24 protein-coding genes and 1 riboswitch are annotated in these 21922 nt (G+C 37.4%); of the genes, 3 read left to right on the top strand and 21 right to left on the bottom strand.

Going from position 1 to position 21922, the window contains the following annotated elements:
• Positions 1–116 precede the first annotated feature (116 nt).
• Together NY10_RS11810 and NY10_RS12990 are read left to right on the top strand one after the other, a co-directional pair.
• Positions 117–1073 (top strand): magnesium transporter CorA family protein, encoded by a 957-nt coding sequence (locus NY10_RS11810; protein WP_058920119.1) that lies wholly within the window; start codon positions 117–119, stop codon positions 1071–1073.
• A gap of 75 nt (positions 1074–1148) precedes the next feature.
• Entirely contained in the window at positions 1149–1265 is a 117-nt protein-coding gene (locus NY10_RS12990; protein WP_082664247.1) for a DUF4044 domain-containing protein, read from the top strand.
• 253 nt (positions 1266–1518) lie between these two features.
• Here NY10_RS12990 and recN read toward each other — a convergent pair whose 3' ends face one another.
• The 21 genes from recN to mgtA form a co-directional block, all read right to left on the bottom strand.
• The gene (gene recN, locus NY10_RS11805) at positions 1519–3231 is read right to left on the bottom strand and encodes a DNA repair protein RecN (RefSeq protein WP_058920118.1); all 1713 of its coding nucleotides are present in this window, start codon (positions 3229–3231) and stop codon (positions 1519–1521) included.
• Between the two features lie 37 nt (positions 3232–3268).
• A complete protein-coding gene (gene argR, locus NY10_RS11800) occupies positions 3269–3718 on the bottom strand; it encodes an arginine repressor (RefSeq protein ID WP_058920117.1) in 450 nt (149 codons plus the stop codon).
• A 164-nt stretch (positions 3719–3882) separates the two neighbouring features.
• Complete coding sequence (locus NY10_RS11795) at positions 3883–4710, bottom strand: TlyA family RNA methyltransferase (RefSeq protein ID WP_058920116.1); 828 nt, start codon at positions 4708–4710, stop codon at positions 3883–3885.
• A gap of 18 nt (positions 4711–4728) precedes the next feature.
• Entirely contained in the window at positions 4729–5628 is a 900-nt protein-coding gene (locus NY10_RS11790; RefSeq protein ID WP_058920115.1) for a polyprenyl synthetase family protein, read from the bottom strand.
• Positions 5629–5645: 17 nt separating this feature from the next.
• Positions 5646–5882: an exodeoxyribonuclease VII small subunit gene (locus NY10_RS11785; protein WP_058920114.1), complete on the bottom strand. Its 237-nt coding sequence runs from the start codon at positions 5880–5882 to the stop codon at positions 5646–5648.
• Positions 5879–7189 (bottom strand): exodeoxyribonuclease VII large subunit, encoded by a 1311-nt coding sequence (gene xseA, locus NY10_RS11780; RefSeq protein ID WP_376831311.1) that lies wholly within the window; start codon positions 7187–7189, stop codon positions 5879–5881. The genes NY10_RS11785 and xseA overlap by 4 nt, the downstream gene beginning before the upstream one ends.
• Before the next feature lie 57 nt (positions 7190–7246).
• Positions 7247–8092 carry a bifunctional methylenetetrahydrofolate dehydrogenase/methenyltetrahydrofolate cyclohydrolase FolD gene (folD, locus tag NY10_RS11775; RefSeq protein ID WP_058920325.1) on the bottom strand — a complete coding sequence of 282 codons (846 nt, stop codon included), beginning with the start codon at positions 8090–8092 and terminating at the stop codon, positions 7247–7249.
• Positions 8093–8228: 136 nt separating this feature from the next.
• Positions 8229–8672, bottom strand: a complete 444-nt coding sequence (nusB, locus tag NY10_RS11770) for a transcription antitermination factor NusB (RefSeq protein WP_058920112.1) — start codon at positions 8670–8672, stop codon at positions 8229–8231.
• A complete protein-coding gene (locus NY10_RS11765; protein ID WP_058920111.1) occupies positions 8669–9097 on the bottom strand; it encodes an Asp23/Gls24 family envelope stress response protein in 429 nt (142 codons plus the stop codon). Before NY10_RS11765 ends, nusB begins: the two co-directional genes overlap by 4 nt.
• Positions 9098–9144: 47 nt before the next feature.
• The gene (gene efp / locus NY10_RS11760; RefSeq protein WP_058920110.1) at positions 9145–9702 is read right to left on the bottom strand and encodes an elongation factor P; all 558 of its coding nucleotides are present in this window, start codon (positions 9700–9702) and stop codon (positions 9145–9147) included.
• A gap of 89 nt (positions 9703–9791) precedes the next feature.
• Positions 9792–10853 carry a M24 family metallopeptidase gene (locus NY10_RS11755; RefSeq protein ID WP_058920109.1) on the bottom strand — a complete coding sequence of 354 codons (1062 nt, stop codon included), beginning with the start codon at positions 10851–10853 and terminating at the stop codon, positions 9792–9794.
• A gap of 203 nt (positions 10854–11056) precedes the next feature.
• Positions 11057–11389, bottom strand: coding sequence for a hypothetical protein (locus NY10_RS11750; RefSeq protein ID WP_058920108.1), 333 nt, complete (start codon positions 11387–11389; stop codon positions 11057–11059).
• On the bottom strand, positions 11386–11823 hold the full coding sequence (gene comGF / locus NY10_RS11745) for a competence type IV pilus minor pilin ComGF (protein ID WP_058920107.1): 438 nt from the start codon (positions 11821–11823) through the stop codon (positions 11386–11388). Before comGF ends, NY10_RS11750 begins: the two co-directional genes overlap by 4 nt.
• A 16-nt stretch (positions 11824–11839) precedes the next feature.
• A complete protein-coding gene (locus NY10_RS12635; RefSeq protein ID WP_156413296.1) occupies positions 11840–12139 on the bottom strand; it encodes a type II secretion system protein in 300 nt (99 codons plus the stop codon).
• A 28-nt stretch (positions 12140–12167) separates the two neighbouring features.
• The gene (gene comGD / locus NY10_RS11735) at positions 12168–12605 is read right to left on the bottom strand and encodes a competence type IV pilus minor pilin ComGD (RefSeq protein WP_058920105.1); all 438 of its coding nucleotides are present in this window, start codon (positions 12603–12605) and stop codon (positions 12168–12170) included.
• Positions 12602–12922, bottom strand: a complete 321-nt coding sequence (gene comGC, locus NY10_RS11730) for a competence type IV pilus major pilin ComGC (RefSeq protein WP_058920104.1) — start codon at positions 12920–12922, stop codon at positions 12602–12604. Before comGC ends, comGD begins: the two co-directional genes overlap by 4 nt.
• A complete protein-coding gene (gene comGB / locus NY10_RS11725) occupies positions 12922–13989 on the bottom strand; it encodes a competence type IV pilus assembly protein ComGB (RefSeq protein WP_058920103.1) in 1068 nt (355 codons plus the stop codon). The genes comGC and comGB overlap by 1 nt, the downstream gene beginning before the upstream one ends.
• Positions 13943–15010, bottom strand: coding sequence for a competence type IV pilus ATPase ComGA (gene comGA, locus NY10_RS11720; RefSeq protein WP_058920102.1), 1068 nt, complete (start codon positions 15008–15010; stop codon positions 13943–13945). Before comGA ends, comGB begins: the two co-directional genes overlap by 47 nt.
• 221 nt (positions 15011–15231) lie before the next feature.
• On the bottom strand, positions 15232–15957 hold the full coding sequence (locus tag NY10_RS11715) for a YebC/PmpR family DNA-binding transcriptional regulator (RefSeq protein ID WP_058920101.1): 726 nt from the start codon (positions 15955–15957) through the stop codon (positions 15232–15234).
• A gap of 113 nt (positions 15958–16070) precedes the next feature.
• Positions 16071–16589 carry a VanZ family protein gene (locus NY10_RS11710; protein ID WP_058920100.1) on the bottom strand — a complete coding sequence of 173 codons (519 nt, stop codon included), beginning with the start codon at positions 16587–16589 and terminating at the stop codon, positions 16071–16073.
• A 113-nt stretch (positions 16590–16702) separates the two neighbouring features.
• A complete protein-coding gene (gene mgtA, locus NY10_RS11705) occupies positions 16703–19318 on the bottom strand; it encodes a magnesium-translocating P-type ATPase (protein ID WP_058920099.1) in 2616 nt (871 codons plus the stop codon).
• A 364-nt stretch (positions 19319–19682) separates the two neighbouring features.
• Positions 19683–19848, bottom strand: a riboswitch (M-box (ykoK) riboswitch).
• Between the two features lie 255 nt (positions 19849–20103).
• On the opposite strand from mgtA, the gene NY10_RS11690 reads away from it, so the two are divergent.
• The gene (locus NY10_RS11690) at positions 20104–21915 is read left to right on the top strand and encodes a M3 family oligoendopeptidase (protein ID WP_058920096.1); all 1812 of its coding nucleotides are present in this window, start codon (positions 20104–20106) and stop codon (positions 21913–21915) included.
• Positions 21916–21922 lie beyond the last annotated feature (7 nt).

The following is a 21922-nucleotide window of genomic DNA, read 5'->3' as shown; positions in this document are numbered from 1 at the left end:
TTTCATATCTGCCTGCTCTTTGTTAGCTCCTTTTGATCAAAATAGTGTATGATAAAGATAGATGATTCGATAAAAAATACATAATTGTAGTCGAACACCAACAAAGGAGGATTATTATGTACCAATCTTATCATACTGATGCTGATGGTAACATGGTAGTAGCTGAAAAAGGACAAATCACAGATTGGTTACATGTTTCTAAACCTACAGCTGAAGAAATCGATTATTTAGCTGAACACTTTAACTTTCCAAAAGATTATCTTACTAGTATTCAGGACCCAGACGAAGTTCCGCGGCAAGAAAAGTTAGGATTGAATCCAGCTGAAGATCCAAATTTGATTATATTTAACTATCCTTGCAAAGTAACAAATACATTAGGGTATGACGAATACATAACGATTCCATTTGGCATTATTTTAACTGAAAACACCATCATCACCGCTGCTGAAGATCTGCCTTTTTTTATGGAAAAGATAATCCGAAATGAAACAGATTATCCAGTCGATACCAAAAAACCAGCACAGTTCGCTTTGGAAATTGCTTGGCAGATTTCGTTTAATTACATCTCTTGTCTAAAAGAAATCATAAAAAAAACAGAAGCTATGGAACAACAATTAACGATCACAACTAAAAATGAACAGCTTTTTGCTTTGATGTCATTGCAAAAAAGCTTAGTTTATTTTAATACTTCTATTCATGCAAGCCACCCTATTTTTAATGATTTAAAAGAAATTGAACTGTTTACTCAACACACTGAAAATCGGAATTTGCTTCACGATGTGATCGTAGAAAACCGTCAAGCTGAAGTGATGATCGAAGAAACCGATCAATTATTAACACAGATGAGTGCTGTTTTCTCATCTGTTGTTTCTAATAATTTAAACAACATCATGAAGTTTCTAACTTCTGTTACGATCGTTTTAACCATTCCCACTATTATCGGAGGACTTTGGGGGATGAATGTCAACTTACCTATTGATAAAACCCCCGGAGCTTTTTGGATCATGATTCTCATTATTATTTTAATCAGTATTCTAACCACCTGGTTTTTGAAAAAAAATGATTATTTTTAAATACCACTTGATAAAGCTACCTGTTTCAGTGTAGACTATAAGAAATATCTGTAATGAAAGTAGGCGAATCAGCTCATGGCGAATAAAGATAAAAAGACGCCTGCAACCAAGAAATGGACTAAAGTTTTTGTTTGGGTAATGTTAGTTTCCATGCTTGGATCAGCATTCATTTCTGCGTTAGCTATACTCTGATTTTTTCACAAAACAAAAATAAGAGGTTGGGACAAAAGTCCCAACCTCTTTTGCATATCCGAATATTTATTCTAGAACGTGTTCCAAAAAGCAGACCCGACGTCCACTTCACGAATAATGCTCGATGGTCTGTGACCATACTGCGCTTATCCGTTCCAGTTTCCTTAGCCCTTGCAGCTTTAGCTGCTTAGGGATACGGTATGCGAAGTAGAAGATTCGGGTCTAAACGCTTTTTGTCTCACTCCCTTTTTAGTTAGTTTAATTGTTTTGTTTTTTGATTTTTCGCTAATTCGCGCAGTTCTTTTGCATGTTCTAGCGTTAGCTTTGTAATTTCAGTTCCAGCCAACATTCTGGCAACTTCTTCTACTTTTTGAGGTTCTGCCAATGCTTCAACATGTGTTTCTGTCCGTTCAGCTACTATTGTTTTTGATATAAATAAATGATGATCCGCCATCGCCGCTACTTGCGGCAAATGGGTAATACATAAAACTTGCGAATGAATCGCAACCATATAAATTTTGTTTGCAATCGCTTGTGCCACACGCCCGCTGACACCCGTATCGACTTCATCAAAAATGATACTGGTAATGCCTTGTGACTTTGAAAAAATAGTTTTCAACGCTAACATCATTCTGGATAATTCTCCCCCAGAGGCCACTTTAGCTAGTGATTTTAAAGGTTCTCCTAAATTAGTCGCGATATAAAATTCTACATGATCTAATCCTATTTCTCGGGCGGTTTCTAACGTTGGTTCCGCTTTTCCATTAAAAAATTGTACCTCAAAAACAACTTTTTCCATGAATAATTCTTTTAGTTGTTCATGAATGGCCGCTTCTAATTGTTTTGCAACGCTTTGTCGCTTTTTCGTCAAGGTTTTGCCTTGCTGAATCACCTTTTCCGAAAGAGTATTCAGTTCTTTGATCAAATGATTAATGTGATCTTCTCGGTTTTGGATTTGAAGCAGTTCTACGGCAATTTTTTCATAATAAGATTTGATCTCTGCAATAGAATCTCCATATTTACGCTTCATTTGGTGAATCAATTCCAACCGTTTTTCAATATCATTTAACCGATTTTCATCATAAGCCATTTGATCCATTTCTCTTAAGATGTCGCTTGCTGCTTCTTGCAATTGAAAGTAACTATTTGCAATCGTTTCTGATAAAAGTTTGTACGTACCATCAATGTCTTCAATTGAACTCATTTCGGACATAGCTTGACCAATCAGATCGATCCCGCTGTTTTCTTCACCCTGTAAAGCATCATAACTGCCTGATAAAGCCGCTGTGATCTTTTGGTAATTCATTAATAGATTTTTTTCTTCCAACAACTCTTCTTCCTCATGATCGCCTAGCTCAGCCATTTCAATATCATTCACTTGAAACTGCAGCATATCCAAACGTTGCGCCAATTCTTGTTCACTATTTTGCCATTTATCATAGGCTTTTTTAACTTCTTTGTAAGCAGCATAGGTTGTTCCGTAAGCGGCTTTAAGCCGGTGCAGCTCTTTATCTCCAAATTGATCTAACATTGCCAAGTGCCGCTCAGGGTTCATTAGCTCTTGGTGCTCGTTTTGACCATGAATATCAATGATCGTTTCTCCTATTAAACGTAAAGTCGCAATATTCACCAGGCGTCCATTGATGCGGCAGACATTTTTACCATTGCGATGAATATCTCGTTGAATAATAAGGGTGCCATCCTCCATTTCAATATCATAAGAATTTAGCAACTCATAAGTCAGTTGATTGTCTTCAATTGAAAACAACCCTTCCAAGACACATTTGCTCTCACCATGACGAATGAATTCATTTGAACCGCGTCCACCAGCCAATAAGCCGACTGCATCAATAATAATGGATTTCCCTGCTCCGGTTTCCCCTGTTAAAACTGTCATACCCGATTCAAAACTTAGATTCAAATCATGAATGATGGCAAAGTTTTTAATGGTTAATTCTTGTAACAAATTGCTTCACTCCCATCAACTTGTCCGTTGCCTAGTATTAAATCAAACTAATAAAATGATTTTTTAAATTTTTTGCTTGTTCTTCAGAACGACAGATAATCAAAACATTGTCATCTCCTGATATGGTTCCAAATATTTCAGAGAAATCGGAAAGATCGATCAAAGAACCCAAAGCAAAAGCATTGCCTGGAATTGTCCGAAGCAAAAGAAAATAGTCCTGCACATCGATTGAAACAAAGGCATCTTTTAATAAACGCTCTAATTTTTTTGAGGTATTGTGCTGAACATCTGGGGGCAAACTATAACGATAGCCTCCGGTTGGAGCAGGAACTTTTACCAGCTGAAGTTCTTTGATATCGCGGGAAATAGTAGCTTGCGTCACCTCGATCCCCTTCTCTTCTAAAATACGCACAAAATCCTCTTGCTTTTCAATAATATGCTCTTGAATCAGATTTTGTAATAAACGATGCCGCTCTTTCTTCTTCATCATTTCACCTCATTTTAATATTCAGTATAAATATACATTATTTTCTTTATCATACCGTACATTATACAGATATAAAAGCAAAACCGTATACAGGAATCCAGCTATTTCCAAAAATCGCCTATAAAAAAACAAATTTTGTATAAAACTATACAAAATTTGTTTTTTTATTTATTGGTTGTTTTAAAAGCTTTATAAGCATCTATTAAAACCAGTTCAAGATTCACTGAACTAGCCATTGTCCCATGTTTTTTATCAGTCCATACAAAATGAGCTAAGAACTCAATATTGCCGTGTCCTCCAGTAATAGGAGAAAAATCCACTGCTTGAACATCGTATCCCAAATCAAGTGCAAATTGAACCATCTTTGTTAACACTTGTCGATGGATTTCCGGATCACGCACAATCCCTTTTTCGCCTACATCTGTACGATTTGCTTCAAATTGAGGTTTGATCAAAGCTAAGACATCGCCTTTTAAAGCAATAATATCTTTTAATACCGGCAAAATAACACGCAAAGAAATAAACGAAACATCAATTGAAACTAAATTAGGTTGTCCATAAACAAAATCAGTCAACTTGCTGTTTCTAAAATTTGTTTGTTCCATTACAATAACGCGAGGATCTTGCCGTAATTTCCAAGACAATTGATTGGTTCCGACATCTAATGCATAACTCAATTTTGCTCCATGTTGCAAAGCAGCATCCGTAAATCCTCCTGTAGAAGAACCGATATCCAACATAATTTTATCTTGGATTCTCACATTAAAAACTTCCATTGCCTTTTCTAGTTTAAAACCACCGCGACTAACGTAACGCAACTGTTCGCCTTTGCGCTTTAATTGTGTCGTAACCGGAATCTTCTCTCCAGCTGTATCAATTCGTTCGTCTTTATCCGTTAAAATAATCCCTGCCATAATTGCTCGTTTGGCTTTTTCTACTGAATCAAATAACCCTTGCTCCACAAGAAGAACGTCTACTCGCTCTTTTTTCATATTATCCTCCAAATCTTTTTATCGAACGGCTAATAAATCAACCATATCCGATAACAATTGAGTATCAATCGATTTACCCTTTTTCAGGAAAACTGCTTCTATTTCAGCTAAGCTTTTCTTGGCTGCTTTGATTTCGTATTCAAGAGCTTCTTTTGCTCCTGCTAATGTTAATAAAGCTGGGTACGTACTTTTGTTTAACTGAGCATCCATTCCCGTGTTTTTGCCCAGTTCATCAACATTTCCGGTTACATCAAGAATATCATCAAGAATCTGAAAAGCTAAGCCGAAATGGGTGGAATACTGGAGGAGAAAAGACTCGATTTCAATAGGTGCGTTCGCTATCACGCTGCCCGCATAAACCGCAAACGTTAATAACTCGCCTGTTTTCTTTTCATGAACGGCTTTTAAAGCCGTTAAAGATAACGAAGATCCTTCACCCTCCATATCAGCTACTTGCCCAGCAACCATCCCATTTGGCCCAGCTGCTTTAGCTAACGCCAGCACTAATTCAATTTTCTTTTTATCCGAAACGGGACTTTCAGCAAGGAGCTCAAATGCTTGAGTCAATAACCCATCACCTGCTAAGATAGCCAGATCTTCTCCGTAGACCACATGATTGGTTGGTTTTCCGCGGCGCAAATCGTCATTATCCATCGCAGGCAAATCGTCATGAATCAAAGAATAAGTATGGATAAATTCTAACGCTACAGCTGCTTCGTACCCTTGCTCAAGCTCACCTCCCAGCGTTTGGATCGTCGCTAACAACAATAAGGGCCGTATTCTTTTACCGCCAGCTGTTAAAGAGTAGTGCATCGCTTGATAAAGGGTTCCTTCAAACTCTTTTTCCTTGCTTAAATGTCTCACTAAAGCCGCTTCTATTTGAGGTTTTTCCTTTTGTTGAAAAAGACTAAATTCCATTTGCTCTGTCACTTCCCTTAGTTTTCTTCGTTTTCATTCTCGAAAATGGTTTCTTCCCCATTTTCATCTACAATCTTAGTAAGGGTCTTTTCAGCGTTTTGCAACGTTTCTTTGCAAATTTTGCTTAAGCCTACACCTTTTTGAAATTGCTCTAAAGCCTCTTCTAAAGGTACATCTCCACGTTCAAGATTGGTAACGATCTCTTCTAATTGCTGCATTGCTTCTTCGAACTTCAATTTTTCTTTTGCGCTCATGTTTGTTCCTCCATTTTTTTCAGTACTTTAGCTTCAAAACTACCTTCATGCAAGTGAACGCGGATTAAATCATCTGGTTCAACTTGTTTTGCTTCTTTAAGGACTTTATCGTCTTTCGTCACATAACTATAGCCTCGGTTCATAATTTTTAACGGGCTTAAGTAGTCAAGTGATTGCATTCTATGCTCCAAACGTTTAGCTTGATCATTCATAAAGCGATCCATTTCTAATTGCAGTTGTTGAGTAATTTGCTGTAAGTCTACCTGCTTTTGCTTCACAACTTGTTGAGGATTGCTGGACAGCAACTTGTAATGCAGCAATCGGAAATCTTGTTTTTCACTAGTCAATTTTTCTTCTAGTGAACGGATCAATCGTTCTGAAATAAGATCTAGGTTTTGAGCATAGCCTTCATAAAGCCGCTGAGGTTGTTTAAAAATATAAGATTCCAGACTACGGTTTAAGCGTTGGCTCAAAACTTCAATTTTTCGCATGTAACTTTGAATCAACCGCAGCCGCATTTGTTCGATCTTTAAAATTTCATCTGACAGCAATGGAACGGATAATTCAGCCGCTGCAGTGGGCGTTGCTGCTCGTACATCGGCAACTAAATCAGCAATCGTTGTATCTGTCTCATGGCCAACAGATGAAATGACGGGAGTTTTAGCTTCGAAAATAGCCCTTGCTACTTTTTCTTCATTAAATGGCCATAGATCTTCAATGGAACCACCGCCTCGTGCAACGATCATTGTATCAAAATCGCCTTTGTCTTCTACCATTTTAATGCTTTTAACAATGTCATCAGCAGCTTTGTTGCCTTGAACAAGCGTTGGAAACACAACTAATTGAACGATTGGATACCGTCTTTTGATGGTCGTCATAATATCGCGTATCACTGCACCGGTTGGGCTCGTTACGATTGCAATTTTTTTGGGGAAAGTAGAAAGCAATTGCTTCGGCGCTTCGAACAGCCCTTCTTTTTTCAACTTTTGTTTCATCTCTTCCAGCGCTTGGTACAACGCTCCCACACCATCAGGTTCCATATGTTCAATATAAATCTGATAATTTCCACTTGCTTCATATAAAGAAATACGACCAATCACCAGTACCTTCATGCCTTCTTCTGGTGTGAATTTTAATTTTTGATAGGCTCCCTTAAACATGATAGCGGCGATTTTCGCCCGATCATCTTTTAAACTAAAGTATTGGTGCGCATTCGGTCGGTTTCTAAAGTTTGAAATTTCTCCCGTTAGATAGATTCTTCCTAAATAAGGATCTTGTTCAAATTTTCGTTTAATGTATCTCGTCAAATCTGTGACGGTTAAGTATTGTTCTGACAAAAAAACCCTCCTGACTTTTACGTCACTTTAAATTCTTTTGGCGCTTTCGATCGTTTGGTACATTAACATCGTAATGGTCATAGGGCCAACACCGCCAGGTACTGGAGTTAAATAGCCGGCTACTTTAGCCACTTCATCTGCTTTAATGTCTCCGATCAATTTACCATCTGCGTCCCGGTTCATTCCTACATCGATCACCACTGCTCCTGGTTTGATAAATTCTTTCGTAACAAAATTGCCCCGCCCAATAGCAACAACTAAAATATCTGCTGTTCGGGCTACTTCGGCCAAATTTTGTGTTTTTGAATGAGCCATCGTTACTGTAGCATCATTCATCAGCAATAATTGCGCCATTGGTTTTCCTACAATAGTGCTACGACCGATAACAACAGCAGTTTTTCCTGCTATTTCAATTTGATGACGTTTCAATAATTTCATAATGCCATAAGGAGTACAAGCAATTTTATCTGGTTTCCCTATCAGTAATTTCCCCATATTAAGCGGATGAAAACCATCCACATCCTTTTTCGAATCCACAGCATTTACTACTTTTTCTGCGTTGATTTGTTTTGGCAACGGCAACTGAACTAAGATACCGTGGAAGTCTGCATCCCGGTTAAATCGATCAATTTCGTTTAACAACTCTTCTTCTGTAATAGTATTTGGGTAACGCTTGACCAGTGAATGGACCCCTAATTTTTCTGCTCGTTTGGCTTTATTGCGGACATAAGTTTGACTCGCTTGATCTTCGCCAACCAATAAAACAACTAAACCAGGTGTTATCCCTTTGGTTTTTAAGTTATTCACCATTTCCAACATTTCACTGTTCATTTCCTCTGCTAATGCTTTGCCGCTCATCATGATTGCACTCATCGAAAATCCCATCCTTTTTTCGTTCGTTTGTATCAGATACATTGATTGCACCTTCTTATTCTACCATATCAATCGCTAAAAAAAGAAACGAATGCAGTCTCGCTTTACACCATTTTAAAGAAAAAGAAAAAGAGGCTTACTCAGCCTCTTTTTCCTCTAGATCGTTGACAATGTTCGCTAAAACACCGTTCACGAATTTTCTCGACTTTTCATCACTATACAGTTTTGTAATTTCGAGTGCTTCGTTCAAAGCAACTTTTGCCGGTACATCTGATACATAAAGCATTTCAAAAATAGCAATTCGCATAATCACTAAATCTGTTTTTGCAAGACGTTTCATAGACCAATTTTCAAGATGCAGTTGGATTTTTTCATCTATAGCTGTTTGATGTTCGTTGACACCTGTTACCAGCAATTCTAAATATTTCGGTACAGATACAACTTCTACTTCATCTGCTAAATCTTCTCCGCTGGTCAAAGCTTGTTGCATCGCTTCTTCCGTGGATAAATCTTTATTAGCCGATAGTTGAAAAAGAGATTGTAAGGCTTTCTCTCTAATTTCACGTCTGGTTAAACTCACTCTTCTTCACCGTCTTCATCATCGTCAAGATTGAACAAATCTTGCAGTTCAGTTTTTTCTGGTACGATTCCTACTACATGAACATTAACTTCTTTTAATTCAATGTCTGTCATATGCACTAGTTGTTCTCGAACTTTTTCTTGTAGTTCCAAGGCTACTTTGGGAACTGAAACCCCATAATCTAAGTAGCAATAAATATCAACTTTTAATCCTTCATCATCAGCTGTTAAATGAACTCCTTTTTTATGATCCACGCGACCGAATAGCTCAGAAACGCCCGATCCCAGCTTACCTTGCATCGCATAAACTCCAGCTACCTTGCTTGCTGCAATTCCTGAAATGACTTCAATGACTTCTGGCGCTACTTCAATTTCGCCAAGAGTTTTTTTGGTCTCATTTACTGCAAAATTTGATTCTTCAGCCATAAGGCAGACCTCCTATAGTCAACTATTTTTTGTTTCTATTTCATGTGTTAAGCGCGTGAAACGTATGAACCATCTTGGGTATTTACCACCAATACATCATCTACGTTTACAAAGAACGGCACATTGATATTCGTTCCTGTTTCCAGCTTAGCCGTTTTAGTACCGCCTGAAGAAGTATCTCCACGAATTCCCGGTTCAGTTTCTGCAACTCTTAATTGAACGGTATTCGGCAGTTCGACTCCTAAAACTTCTGCATCAAACATCATAATGTGAACTTCCATATTTTCTTTCAAATACTTCAATTCATCTTTAATAGATTCTTCCGGCAATTCAAGTTGCTCATAATTCTCAGAATCCATAAACACATATGAACCACTATTTTCATATAAGTATTGCATCTTGCGGTTGTCAATTTGAGCTTTTCCTACTTTTTCACCTGCACGGAATGTTTTTTCTTGAACCGCACCGTTACGTAGGTTTTTTAATTTAGAGCGGACAAAAGCTGCACCTTTACCTGGTTTCACATGTTGGAAATCAATTACACGCCAAATTCCACCATCAAACTCTATTGTTAAACCTGTTTTAAAATCATTTACCGAGATCATTTAATTTCCTCCCAAAGTCGTTCCTATTTTCTGTCTTAGTGTATCATTTTTTTGATCAACTACCTAATAAATCATAGCTCTTTTTGCATCTAAAGAATGATTAACTCTTTTGGCGAATGAACGATAACGTCATTACCAAAATCAGTGATTACTAGATCATCTTCAATTCTGACTCCGCCGATTCCAGGCAAGTAAATTCCTGGTTCATTTGTGATCACGTTCCCAGCTACAAAAGGTTTATCCGCTAGTTTTGAAACGTTCGGTCCTTCATGGATTTCTAGTCCTATGCCATGCCCAGTTGAATGGCCAAATGCTTCTCCATAACCGTAGCTTGCGATATGATCGCGAGCGACAGCATCTAATTCGATTCCAGTCATTCCTGGTTTAGCTGCATCAATAACTTTTAATTGAGCTTCAAGCGTGATATTGTAGATTTCTTTTAATTTTTCAGCCGGTTCGCCAACTGAAAATGTCCGTGTCATATCTGAAACATATCCTTCATAATAACAACCAAAATCAATCGTCACGAAATCCCCAGTTTCAATCAACTTCTGGCTAGCTACACCATGTGGCATAGCAGATCGAATGCCGCTTGCTACAATAGTATCAAAAGAAACTCCCGTTGCTCCTAATCCACGCATGTGGAAATCCAACAAATTAGCTACTTCAATTTCAGACATGCCTGGTTTGATTTCGCCTAAAATATATTGGAACGCTGCATCAGAAATCGAACAAGCTTTTTTGATTGTTTCTATTTCTGATGCATCTTTTACTTCACGCAACTCTTCTATCAATTTCGAAACAGGAATCAATTCACTTGAAATAATTTGTTCCAATACTTCAAAGGTACTGAAAGTAACATAATCTTGTTCAAAACCAAGTGCTTCAATTTTATCTGCTTCTACCAATCGAGCAACCTCATCGTATATCGGGCCACTGTTTTGAACGATTTCAAAACCAATTGCTTGGCTAGCAGCTTGTTCAACATATCGAAAATCTGTTATGAAATAAGCTTTATTCAGTGTAATGACACTTAACCCTGTTGTTCCAGTAAAGTTTGATACATAGCGTAAATTATAAGGGCTGGTTACCAGCAACGCATCCAATCCTCGTTGTTTCATGCCTTCACGTACCTTATTCAATCGAGTCATTTATCATCACTCCTCATCTATTAGATCAATGTTGCAGCTAGTTTGCTAATAAGCGCTGAACACAATTCAATTTATTATACCAAATTAAAGGCCAAAAGGAAATAACCCTTGGCTTTTAACAAGGGTTATTTCCTTTTTATTAAGATTCCAGTTCCGTCTCTACAAAAAAGTTTCTGTTCAAGATTCATTAAGAGACAGAGGGTCTAATCAGGATAATCTACTATAATACTAATTTGTTTTAAAAATGCCTTATTAGAGATTCCAGTAAATTGATACGTTTTCGTTGCTGTTTTTTGTACTCGAACAGTACCAGCAGCATACGTTAAAAACAGTTCCTGAATATCTGGTGTACTCTTCAGTTGATATTGCAGCTCTGCTTTTGACAATTCAATCATGCTTTGAACAATATAATAATCTTCAGTAGCTTTTAATTGCTGCATCTGGCGTTTATAAATTTGTGTCGTTCCCATTGAGACTGCTGATAGCAAGAAAACAAAAACGATCACCGAAGGCAAGATTGCTCCTTTTTGATTCATTTATCTGCCCCCTCGTTCAATTGTGACAAATTTACTTGTGCACTGTAGTTTTCATTATTTGTAAACGTAACCCGCAAGATCAAAAAAGTATCCTTTTTAGAAAAAGTTAGTTTGCTCACTTTCATCATTAACGGTTGATAGCCTCCAGAATCAGTTGTTTTAATAAAAACAGTTTTATTAGCATCTCTTTGATAGATATGAACGCGTTGCGTTTTTCCAGCAGCATCTTGTTCTTCAAATCTAACTTTGCTGGTCGATACATCTTTAAGCACCAGCCCTTTTATTTCATAGTTAAATTGATTTAAAAACAAATGCCATTCTAATTGTCGATCTTGAAACGTTTGATTGCGGATTGCACGAAATTGATTCACCGAAAAACCAATCAAAGAAACGCATGTTAATAGAACAAGGAGAGCAATCACTGTTTCTAACAATGTAAAACCTTTTGCATCAAGGTTCTGGGACTTTTGACGAGAGGATTTCAATAACCAACTGTTGATCTCCATCATTGATTTGAATGCCTTTTTTGTGTTCCTTTTCAATTGAATGAATCTGATAGGTCACTCCCCCTGTTTGCCAAGAGTCATCCACTGATTGGCCGAGTGAGATTTTTTGCGATTGCTCATAACAGATACGAGCTCTGTCTACCGCTTTCTTCTCTTCTTTAACCGTTAACAACAGTCCAGCGACCAATGGTAGATACAGACTGATACAAACAGTTAAGATAAAAAACGACAGTAAGCTTTCCAATAACAGATACCCTTTTTGATTAAGTTTTTTAATTCCAATGATAGCGCCCACTTCCTAACTGAAAAACTAATGAATGCCTTACGCCATCGATATCAAAATATAATGTAGAAAAGCTTTGTAAATTGCCGCTTCCGCCATTAAAAACGTACCGCTTACTCGTAGGCGTTGTGATGGTTTCAGGCAAAATCAATTGATGAGTCAAATAATGGTTCTCTTCTGTTAGTATGTTGAAAGAGATTTTGCCTGTGCTTGCTGAAATATCCATCATTGTCCAATTTCCAGATAAAACAGCGTAATTCTGAGTAGCTGTCAAGCTGCTTTGCAACTCCTCAATAAACAATTGCGTCTCTACATCTTTAATGATCGTTTTAGAAAAAACCGTTGGTATCATCAGCAAACTAACCGTTAATAGTAAAACCAGCAAGCTTTCGAAAAGCAGCATTCCTTTATCGTTTAGTTTCTTCATTCAGAAGACGCTTTAGCTGAAACTTTACCGTTGCTGATCACCAATTTATCTTTGGCTTGGGCCAATTGTTTCTCATTTAAATAGGCTGTTTTTAAATCATCAAAACTTGCAGCCTTTTTATTCGTATCCATTTCGTATAATTCTACTTGGGTTTGAACAACTGTGACCAAAGCTTCTGTACCTTTCTGATCCACTTTCTTTTTCTGTTCTACGACATTCGGAACAATCAGCAGCATCAACACAGAGATCACGAAAAGCACCAAAATCATTTCAATTAAAGTAAAACCATCAGCGTTTAATCTTTTTTTCTTTTTCATCAGACAACCTCTCCTATCATAGAGAACATAGGCAGTAATAAAGCCAGGTAAATACACAAAATAAAAAAAGCAACAAATAAAAAAATAAAGGGTTGGATCCAGCTAAAAACCTTTTGAATGTACTGCATCATTCTTTTTTGACAATCTTCACCATAGATCATTAATTCGCTTGCTAACTGACTAGTCGCTTCGCCATGTAAAATAATTAAACCCAATTCTGGATTGAAAAATGTCAGTGAACTCATCGATTCTTTAAAATTTCGTCCTGTTTTCAACTCTAATTCCATTACTTGTGCAACTTCTCGCATCAATGCTGTTGCTTCTTTTGCTTGCATCAGACCAATAATGGCGTTCATTTGATGTCCGCTTTTTAAAAGCTGACTCCATTCGTAACTAAAAGAATGGGTATGGTACAAACGTATCAAGGTATTCGCCAACGGAATCCGCATGTAAAAAGTCGTTCGCTCAATAGCTGACATTTTTTTCAGTTTAGTGTGTATCCACAAAAACAATAAGCTGGTGCATAAACCGGCAATCAGTAAAACAGTTGGAAAATATTCAATAAATCCGATTGCGAAGCGGTTGATCCACGAGACGCTTTGAGCAGATGTATCATACAATTGCCGAAAACTCGGCAATAAAACCAATCGCATGGCTATTAAAATGCCTACCATAAACAGCAATAGAACCAAGGGATATTGTAACAACTTCATTAATTGCTGTTTTTGTTTGTTTTTCGTTTCTAAATACTGTCCGCTTGCCCCTAGAGCTTCCGAAAATTGTCCATGAATAAGAGATAAATAAATTTGAGAGCTGATGCGCTCAGAAAATCCTTGGTTTCTGAGTGCTTCATCAAACCGTTGACCGTTTTCTAATTCATGTAAAATAAGTTGAATCCAATGAGCTTCTTTTGGCATAATGGTCGCTAAGAAAGTTAGGGCTTCTCGCAAAGTAAATCCTTCTTGGATCAAAGAAGCTAATTTCGTTAAAAAAGAAGCTTGCATCAATTCCGTTTGAGTTTTACGGAATGCGGTATTTTTGAAAGTTTTTTTGGGTAATAAAACCATAAACATACGCCTTTCTTAACAAGCAATTAAACGACCTGTTCATCTGTTCAGGTTGATTTAGAATTGCCGATTCATTCGACAAACACCCTTGCAAGTTTTCTCCAGATAATACTTCATAAACAGTAGCTCGTTTTTCATGAACGTTCCAATGGCTACAATCCATTTGGCAATCTCCTTTACAAAACGGGCAGTTTTTTGGAAGCAATTTTTGAAAAACGATTCCTAAAAGAGTTTGTTTCAATTGTTCATGGGTTATCCCTAATTCAATCAGTCTTGAGAGGACCCCTACAGCATTTTTAGCATGTATACTTGCAATGATCAAGTGGCCTGTTAAAGCTCCTCGTATAACCATTTTGGCCGTTTCTTCATCTCTGATTTCTCCTACGATCAAGGTATCTGGATGATGCCTTAAACTCGACTTTAAAAGCGTCTCATAGAAGACACCTGCTTTTTCATTTACTTCGGTTTGAAGAAATGCCGGTTCTTCTATCTCCACGGGATCCTCCACAGTGATGACTTGCTGATTATTTTTTGAATGGCATTCGCGAATCAAATGGTACATGGTGGTCGTTTTTCCAGATCCAACTGGGCCAGAAAATAAAAGCAAGCCGCTTTTAAACTGCACTAACTTTTCCATTTCATTAACTTCTTGGTGGAAAAAAGTTGTTTCTTTTAAAGGATGCACTTCCGTTTGATTCAATAACCGTATCACCATGGATTCTTGAGATTTGAAATTAGTGATCGTTGAAAATCGCAAAGCTTGTTTTGTCTTATTAAGCAAAAATTGAATCGATCCGCTTTGCGGACGTCTCCTTTCCCCGACATCCATATTGCATAAGTATTTAAAGTAGGAAATAAGGCGAACCCCTTCATCTGGTGTCAGATTAAAAAATTGAATTAAATAACCGCCAATTCGAAAAAATATTCTATAGTCATTTCCCTCGGGTAAAACATGAACATCACTTGCCCCTTTGTTTTGAGCCTTTAAAATAACGTGTTCAGCAAGTTGTTCTATCTCCATAACATGTGCCAATCCATTGTCTCATTCTCCTTGTTTTGTTTGAGCACACGGCATTCCCTCCTTATTTCAGAATATATGGTTTGCGATTTTCTAATAGGTTGTTCCCTCCTTTGATTGTTTTATGTTCCTACTCTAATTGTATGCTTTTCATCTTAATTTCCTTTTTTTATAAAAAAATATCCCTCCAACACTTTGCTGGAGGAACATCTTGTATATTTTGATTATAGTATCGCGTTGTGAAAAACTTCTGAAACGTCGTCATCTTCTTCTAATTTATCAATCATTTGTTCTAGTGTAACTCTTTTATCTTCAGATAATTCAACAGTTGTTTGCGGAATCATGGTAACTTCAGCTTGCGCTAATGTGTACCCTTCTTTTTCTAAGGCATCACGGACTTCTGGTAAATCGGACGGGTCTGTATAAACTTCAAATACTTCGTCAGATGTTTCCATTTCCTCTCCGCCAGCTTCCAGAACGCTCATCAGCATCGTGTCTTCATCAACATCTAAACCTTCGCGTGCGATAGCGATGTACCCTTTGCGGTCGAACATGTAACTCACTGAACCTTTTTCCCCTAGTGAACCGCCATTTTTATTAAAAGCGACACGGACGTTGGTTCCTGTCCGATTTAAATTATCTGATAAAGCATGCACTAAAACAGCTGTACCTTGAGGACCATAACCTTCATAAGTGACTTCGTCGTAATTTTCGTTCTCAGTTGTAGAACTGCCTTTTTTAATGGCTCTATCAATATTGTCGTTTGGCATATTGTTTGATTTGGCTTTATCCATCACCATACGTAATGAAGGGTTTGTGTCCGGATCAGGACCACCTTTTTTTACAGCCATATAAATTTCCCTAGATATTTTTTGGAAAATTTTGCCGCGTTTTGCATCTTGTGCATTTTTACGTCCTTGGATATTGTTCCATTTTGAATGTCCTGCCATCCATATTCCCTCATCTCACATTGTATTTTGGCAAATAAGCCCTTCTCATTCTACCAAAAAACAGGTTCTTGAGCAAATCTTTCTAAAAGTGATGGATCTTAGGAGAAATAGTCCTAACGGTAATTCTTTTTTGTTCTTTTTTTGTTTTTGTGGAAAACAAAAAAGAGAAGCGCTAGCCCAATAGCTGTTAATGCGCCGACACTATCTAGGGTCACATCTTGCAACAATGGTGTTCTGTTAGGCGTAATGCCTTGGTGAAATTCATCCAGTGCTGCATAGCCGGTAGCGAGCAGCCAAGAAATAAAGGCAGCTAAACTGATGCTCGTCATTTTATTCTTCAATCCTAGAAACCAAAACAACCCTAATAAAAAATAGGTGCCAAAATGGGCAGCTTTGCGTATAAAAAACTCTATAAACTCGCTATATCCTAGCGCATCAATGCTTACCTCTCCGCTAGCATATGTAAAGTGGATCCCGCTCAGCAGATTCTTAAGCGGTTCTTTTGCTAATAGTTGATTCAGCAAAGGGGTGACCGATTGTTCTTCATACGGTTGGGAAGAACTATAAAACAATACCCCCATAATTACTAAAGCCAATCCTATAAATAGATTATCTTTTGTGGATGAACGCATTTTTACACTCCTTTCTTTCTTTTAGTTTACCTCAATTTCTTTTCTTTTCACATAAAAAAAGAAAGCCAAACCATATATAGTTTGACTTTCTTGCTGACAATAACATTAAACCATCATAGCCATTGTTTATTTATTTTAATATAAATATCTTTGACTACTTGAGTCAATACAATATAAGCTAAAACAATTAGGATCATCCATTTCCAGTAAGTTGTCGGTAAAGCTACAAAATCAAAGAATGTCCCGAATTTGCTTCCAGGGATCAATACAGCAGCCACTACAACAGCAAGGGTTGATAACGTTACGCTTAAGCTGGCTCTGCTTTGAATAAACGGAATCTTTTTCGTTCTGATCACATGGACGACAACAGTTTGAGTAATCAAACCAATCACGAACCAACCTGAATGGAATAAAGCAGCATCTTGGACCGTGTTAGCTTGGAAAACAAACCACATCAGTACAAATGTTAAAATATCAAAAATCGAACTGATCGGCCCAATGCTAAAAGTAAACTTCAATAAATCTGACGTTCCCCATTTAGCTGGTTTCATTAAATCTTCCTCATCCATCTTATCCCAAGGAATGGTTAATTGGGCGATATCATAAATAAGGTTTTGGACTAAGAGTTGAATCGAAAGCATTGGCAAGAATGGTAAAAAGGCACTGGCTACTAATACACTAAATACATTACCGAAGTTTGAACTGATCGTCATTTTAATGTATTTCATCATGTTTCCAAAAACAGTCCGGCCTTCTAACACACCGTCTTCTAAAACCGTTAAACTCTTTTCCAACAGAATGATTGAACTAGCTTCTTTAGTAATATCTGCTGCGGTATCAACAGAAATCCCTACATCAGCCGTTCTCAATGCGGGCGCATCGTTGATGCCGTCTCCCATAAATCCAACTGTGTGTCCTTTTTGTTGCAATAATTCAATGATTCGAGCTTTTTGAGTTGGATTTAATTTAGCAAAAAGATTGACTTCTTCTGTTGCATCCATCAATTCGTTGTCATCCATCGTTTCAAGTTCTGTTCCAAGAATCACACGGTTCACTTCGATTCCAACTTCTTTACAGATTTTTTGAGCGACTATTTCGTTATCGCCAGTCAAAACTTTTACATTCACACCATGTTCATGGAGCGACTTAATAGCTGTGATAGAAGATTGTTTTGGCGGGTCTAAAAATCCCATGAACCCTACTAGCACCATATCTGCTTCATCTTTAATTGAGTAAACAGCTGAATCATGAACGTTCAGTTTATAGGCGACACCTAGTGCACGCATGCCTTCTTTGTTCATTTTGATGCTGACTTCTTCCATCGTTTTTTGTAATTCTGGTGTCAACGGAACAACTTCACCGTTCAATTCTACATATTGACAAACTTTCAGCATTTCTTCTACGGCGCCTTTAGTGATCATAATTTGCTGATCCCCTGTTTTGACAGCTACAGTTAAACGGCGTCTTGAGAAATCGAATGGAATTTCGTCAATTTTTTCGACTTTTTCTAATTCAGCTTCTTCACGATTTTCACTGAAATACTCAATGACAGCGTGATCCATCACATTTTTCCAACCGGTTTGATAATTTGAGTTCATATACGCTAACTCTAAAACACGATTGCTTTCTTCGCCAATCGGATTTACATGACGTACCAAAACGACTTTGTCTTCCGTTATCGTTCCAGTTTTATCCGTACATAAGACATCCATAGCACCCAAGTTTTGAATAGCATTTAATTCTTTAACGATTACTTTTTTCTTAGACATCGTAATCGCACCTTTAGCTAAGTTGCTCGTAATGATCATCGGCAGCATTTCTGGTGTTAAACCAACAGCTACTGCTATTGAGAAGAAGAAAGCTTCGCCCCAATCGCCTTTTGAGATTCCATTGATTAAAAATACAATAGGAACCATGACAAGCATAAAGTTGATCAATAATTTACTAACATTTTTTACGCCACGGTCAAAGCTCGTTTCTCCTCTAGATTTAGAAGATTGAGTAGCAATATCTCCAAAGAAAGTATCTTCTCCTGTTTTTAATACGACTACTTTTCCTTGTCCGCTTAAAACATCTGTCCCCATAAAAGCTAAGTTATGAAGATCCAAAGCCGTTACGTGCGGATCTTCTTTTTCGCCTTCTATTTGGACAAACTTTTCAATCGGCATCGATTCTCCCGTTAATGACGATTGATTGACGAATAAGTCTTTAGTCCAAATCAAACGAGCATCTGCTGGAATCAAGTCTCCTGTCGACAGATTGACAATATCGCCAGGAACGACTTCATCAATGGGGATTTCTTTCGTTACCCCTTCTCTGGTCACTGCACAAGTGGTTTCGATAAGTTCTTTCAAAGCCAAACTGGCTTTTTGAGAACGATATTCTTGAATAAAATGAAGTCCTGCACTGAATAAAATCATCAAGCCCATAACGATACTGGCTTCAAAATCTTTAGTAGCAGCTGAGACAACTAATAAAAGTGCTAAAACATAAATAAATGGATCTTTAAATGCTTGGAGTAATAGTAGATACCAAGGAACAGGCTTTTGAGCAGCGACTTCATTTAACCCAAATTCTTCTAAGCGCTTTTCCGCTTCTGATTTGCTTAAGCCTGACTCTCCTGTATCCAACTGTTTTAAAACTGCTTCTTCTGTGAGGTAGCCTAATTCTTTTAATTGGTTGTTTTTAGATTTTTTTTCTGTATAAATGTGCTTCTTTTGATTTGCCATTATTTTTTCCTCCTTTTGCCTTACCGGAAAAAACAAGTTTGCTACACTATTATCCTAATTAAGAGGGTCATGGCAGGCTTACTTATTTTTTCTTCATCTCTCCAACAATCATCACCTGGACTATCACTACTAGAGCCTTTTTCCATACCATTCACCTCGCCTTTTTTTGATAGGTCTGCGCATTACTCTGAAATGACAATTCAAAAACTCGAAATTACGATTGAAACCCCTTTTAGAAAGAAAACAATAAAAAAGCATACACTCCATTCTGCGATAGAGTATATGCTTGAATATCCATTCTAAATAAACGATAAACGATTCCATATTTAAATACAGCTTTTTTGCACCTCAAAAAAGTTCCTTGTATTCCTTCTCCATCGTCGAGTTTTAGCACTATATGGCGTAGATTATTCATCAGCTACATTAAAAATGACCTTAATTCGATCATTCCTGTTGACCCATTGGTGTCTCTCGACGTTTTTGGGCAGCAGCGTTTTTCCATATAGGAGCCTCACCTAACAGAAGCTTTATTCATTTCATGTCATTTACTATGCTAGCTCAAAGATTTTTAGAAGTCAAGTTGCTCGACTTCTCTTCTTCTATTCTTTTAAAAGTTAAATTTATTTCAAGTTTAATCCCCTTACTGATTGGCCATTTGAATGGGTTTGTCTTAAAATCAGCGGATTATTTTTCTTTTCCAACTTTTTCACCGATAATGGTTATTTTCAAAATAGAAGCAACTGGACTATAATAAAGAAAGCGGCAATTAGAAAGGGAGTTTTTAAATGAAATACAGTATAAATTGGGATTTAGAATCTATTTTTCCTGGAGGCAGTCGTTCAACTCAACTCCATGAAAAAATGGCTCTCCTTCAAGAACAGTTAGAGGAATTATCAAAAAATGTAACCAGTTGGAACAGTGAACAAGATGGACCTGATTTCAAACACTTTACACAATTACTAGCTTTACAAGAAAAAGTAACTTTTGGTTTGTCTCAAGTCCATACTTTTATTGAAGCTGTTCAATCTGCTGATATCAATAATAAACAAGCCAGTGCTCTATTGGGGAAAGCATTCGAATTAAGCAGCTTTTCGAGCACGGTTCAGACAATTTTAGCTAAAAAAATAGTTGAGATACCTGACTCTGAATGGACTAACTTAACAAATCTGCCTGAGTTTCAACCGATTCAATTTGTTTTAAATGAAATAAGAACTCAAGGTAAAGAATTATTGAGTGAAGCTGAAGAGGCCTTGATCAATTCTCTTTCCATTGATGGATTCCAAGGCTGGAGCGACCATTACGATACATTAGTTGCAACAATTGAAATTCCATTTGAAGATAAAGATGGGCATGTAACCAACTTATCTGCGGGCCAAGCCTACAATAAAATGAATGCGGATCCTGATGCTGAAGTTAGAGAACAGCTCTTTCAGAAATGGGAAGCAACTTGGTCAGCAAAAGCTCCTTTATTCAGCGATACGCTTAATCATTTAGCCGGATTTCGTTTAGCAGATTATCAAGCTCATGGCGTGACCGATTACTTAAAACGTCCGTTAGAATACAATCGAATGAAACGTGAAACATTAGACACCATGTGGCAAGCCGTTAGCGATCATAAGCAGCCTTTTATAGATTATTTAAACCGAAAAGCCCAATTATTAGGAAAAGAAAAATTAGCTTGGCAAGATATTGAAGCGCCTGTTTTAGTTGGGAACGCAGAACCTCAAGTTTATCCGTATGATCAAGGGGCCGAGTTCATCATCGAAAACTTCAAAAAAGTGAGTCCAAAAATGGCTGATTTTGCTCAATATGCTTTTGAACACAATTGGATCGAAGCTGAAAACCGCAGCGGCAAACGTCCTGGCGGCTACTGTGCAGAATTGCCAGAAAGCAATGAATCAAGAATTTTTATGACTTATGCCGATTCACCAAGTGAAGTTTCTACTTTAGCACACGAATTAGGCCACGCTTTCCATAGCCATGTAATGAATGACTTGCCTGCTTTAAACCAACAATATGCGATGAATGTAGCTGAAACAGCTAGTACCTTCGCTGAAATGATCGTTGCCGATGCAACTGTAAAAGAAGCTAAAACAAAAGAGGCTAAAATTGGTTTACTAGATACGAAAATTCAAAACGCATTGGCAATGTTCTTGAACATTCATGCTCGTTTTATCTTTGAATCTAATTTTTATAAAGAACGCCAAACCGGTATTGTAACAGATGAACGCTTGTCTGAGTTAATGGAGGCTGCCCAAAAAGAAGCCTATCAAGATTCTTTAAGCAGCTACCATCCGCATTTTTGGGCTAGCAAATTACACTTCTTTATTGCGGATGTGCCTTTTTATAACTTCCCTTATACGTTTGGATACCTTTTCAGTCTAGGAATCTATGCTCAGTCTCTTGAAGAAAGCCAAGGATTTGAAGAGCGTTACATCGCTTTATTGAGAGATACGGCTTCTATGTCTACGGAAGATTTGGCAATGAAACACTTAAACGCTGATTTGACTAAACCCGAATTCTGGGAGGCTGGAATAGCGATTATGAAAAATGATGTTGAAACCTTTTTGACATTGACAGAAGATTTTTTAAATTAGTTTTCAA

The organism is Carnobacterium sp. CP1, from assembly GCF_001483965.1.
GTDB classification, from domain to species: domain Bacteria; phylum Bacillota; class Bacilli; order Lactobacillales; family Carnobacteriaceae; genus Carnobacterium_A; species Carnobacterium_A antarcticum.
This window is presented reverse-complemented; position numbering and strand designations above follow the sequence as displayed.

Bases quoted from the DNA above. Each gene is read 5' to 3' on its own strand.
- NY10_RS11810 (WP_058920119.1), top strand. From the start codon at position 117: ATGTACCAATCTTATCATACTGATGCTGATGGTAACATGGTAGTAGCT.
- NY10_RS12990 (WP_082664247.1), top strand. From the start codon at position 1,149: ATGGCGAATAAAGATAAAAAGACGCCTGCAACCAAGAAATGGACTAAA.
- argR (WP_058920117.1), bottom strand. From the start codon at position 3,718: ATGAAGAAGAAAGAGCGGCATCGTTTATTACAAAATCTGATTCAAGAG.
- NY10_RS11795 (WP_058920116.1), bottom strand. From the start codon at position 4,710: ATGAAAAAAGAGCGAGTAGACGTTCTTCTTGTGGAGCAAGGGTTATTT.
- NY10_RS11790 (WP_058920115.1), bottom strand. From the start codon at position 5,628: ATGGAATTTAGTCTTTTTCAACAAAAGGAAAAACCTCAAATAGAAGCG.
- NY10_RS11785 (WP_058920114.1), bottom strand. From the start codon at position 5,882: ATGAGCGCAAAAGAAAAATTGAAGTTCGAAGAAGCAATGCAGCAATTA.
- folD (WP_058920325.1), bottom strand. From the start codon at position 8,092: ATGAGTGCAATCATGATGAGCGGCAAAGCATTAGCAGAGGAAATGAAC.
- NY10_RS11765 (WP_058920111.1), bottom strand. From the start codon at position 9,097: ATGGCTGAAGAATCAAATTTTGCAGTAAATGAGACCAAAAAAACTCTT.
- efp (WP_058920110.1), bottom strand. From the start codon at position 9,702: ATGATCTCGGTAAATGATTTTAAAACAGGTTTAACAATAGAGTTTGAT.
- NY10_RS11755 (WP_058920109.1), bottom strand. From the start codon at position 10,853: ATGACTCGATTGAATAAGGTACGTGAAGGCATGAAACAACGAGGATTG.
- NY10_RS11750 (WP_058920108.1), bottom strand. From the start codon at position 11,389: ATGAATCAAAAAGGAGCAATCTTGCCTTCGGTGATCGTTTTTGTTTTC.
- comGD (WP_058920105.1), bottom strand. From the start codon at position 12,605: ATGAAGAAACTAAACGATAAAGGAATGCTGCTTTTCGAAAGCTTGCTG.
- comGC (WP_058920104.1), bottom strand. From the start codon at position 12,922: ATGAAAAAGAAAAAAAGATTAAACGCTGATGGTTTTACTTTAATTGAA.
- comGB (WP_058920103.1), bottom strand. From the start codon at position 13,989: ATGGTTTTATTACCCAAAAAAACTTTCAAAAATACCGCATTCCGTAAA.
- comGA (WP_058920102.1), bottom strand. From the start codon at position 15,010: ATGGAGATAGAACAACTTGCTGAACACGTTATTTTAAAGGCTCAAAAC.
- NY10_RS11715 (WP_058920101.1), bottom strand. From the start codon at position 15,957: ATGGCAGGACATTCAAAATGGAACAATATCCAAGGACGTAAAAATGCA.
- NY10_RS11710 (WP_058920100.1), bottom strand. From the start codon at position 16,589: ATGCGTTCATCCACAAAAGATAATCTATTTATAGGATTGGCTTTAGTA.
- mgtA (WP_058920099.1), bottom strand. From the start codon at position 19,318: ATGGCAAATCAAAAGAAGCACATTTATACAGAAAAAAAATCTAAAAAC.
- NY10_RS11690 (WP_058920096.1), top strand. From the start codon at position 20,104: ATGAAATACAGTATAAATTGGGATTTAGAATCTATTTTTCCTGGAGGC.